Here is a 1,526-nt window from a genome sequence, read left to right on the forward strand (position 1 = left end):
CGACAAAGACGAGCGCGTTCTCGCCGCCCTCGCTGGCCGGCGCGAGTGCTTCGATCAAAATATTGGAGTGGCCGGAATCGACAAGCACCGAGCCGGTCAGATTCGCGACTTCGCCCGCCGTATACCGGCGTGATGGCGCGAAGAACACCGGATCGGTCATTCCAGAAGCTATATCCAGCTAGGTCGGAACATTTCTCCCGGACCCTGAAGACCCGGGAGCATCGTTGGCCGCCGATCAGAAGCGGGTCGATATGCCGAAGTTGAATTCCTGCACGTCGTCGCGCGCTTCCTTCTTGACCGGGATCGCATAGTCGATACGAATCGGACCGAACGGCGACGCCCACATCAGACCAACGCCGACAGAGGCACGCAGCTGCATGTCCGTTGACTCCTGAGCAACGCTCGTAACCTTGCTGCCATAGAGAGTCGCCGCGTCAGCAAACACAGCTCCGCGAAGGCCGAAGCTTTCCGGAACGACTGGCAGCGGGAACTGGGCTTCAGCAGAAGCATTGAAGTAGGTCGTACCGCCGAGATGGTCACCCGTGAGAGGATCCACAGGCCCGATACCGCCATAGGCGAAGCCACGGATCATGCGGTCCGTGCTCTGGAACTGATCGAAGATACGCAGGCCGTCACTGCCATAACCCTCGACATGGCCGGCGCCGCCCGAAATAAGGCCGACAAGATCAAGCGACTCGGACAACGTCTGATAGACGCTGCCGCGTCCCGTGATCTTCACGAACTTGGCATCGCCGCCAAGACCGGCCACTTCGACGGTTGTGTTGGCATAGATACCCTCATGCGGGTTCTTCATGTCGTCGATGGTGTTGTAGACCAGCCCGAGACTGACCGACGACTTGATCCAAGGGCTCTGATCGATGCCATCAAGGATTGCAGTTGAGATATTGCAAGGGCTGCCAGGAATATAAACCCCATCGGTCAAGCAACCATCGTCAACTTTATATTTTTCCTGCGATATGTTGTACGCCAACTGGGTCGTGATGCTGTCGGTGATCGGCAGGCCGAAACGGATCGTCGCGCCCGTGGTATCGCTGTCATAGTTGTTGTTGTATTCCCGCGTCGACTTATAGATGTCGAAACCGGCGGCGATGCGCCGTCCGAGGAAATAAGGCTCGGTGAAGGACAGGCTGTAGTCGCGTGAATTCTTGCCGCCGCCCGCAGACAGCTTGATGAACTGACCGCGACCGAGGAAGTTGCGCTCGGTCACCGAGCCTTCGACCGACGGACCGGCCGTGTCGCCACCGGTCGAATAACCAGCGCCCACCGAGAACTCACCGGTCGATTTCTCAACCACGTCGACCACCAGAACGACCTGGTCGGGCTGCGAGCCAGGCACGGTCGAGATGTCGACTTTCTCAAAGTAGTTCAAGTTTTCCAGGCGCTTCTTCGCGCGCTGGATGAGCACCTGGTTGAAGGCGTCGCCTTCGCTGACGTCGAACTCCCGGCGAATGACATAGTCACGCGTGCGATCGTTGCCGCGGATCTCGATGCGCTCGATATAGGCC

At 58.7% G+C, this 1,526-nt stretch carries 1 protein-coding gene and 1 pseudogene; both read right to left on the reverse strand.

Annotated features, from left to right (window positions below):
• A pseudogene (locus ENZ75_RS35785) lies at positions 1-160 on the reverse strand (UDP-3-O-(3-hydroxymyristoyl)glucosamine N-acyltransferase); the annotation flags it as partial.
• A gap of 75 nt (positions 161-235) precedes the next feature.
• The coding region (gene bamA, locus ENZ75_RS31505; RefSeq protein ID WP_128278612.1) for an outer membrane protein assembly factor BamA at positions 236-1,526 on the reverse strand (1,291 nt) is incomplete at its 5' end.

The sequence above is a fragment of the Mesorhizobium sp. M7A.F.Ca.CA.002.04.1.1 genome (assembly GCF_004022805.1).
Lineage (GTDB): Bacteria > Pseudomonadota > Alphaproteobacteria > Rhizobiales > Rhizobiaceae > Mesorhizobium > Mesorhizobium ciceri.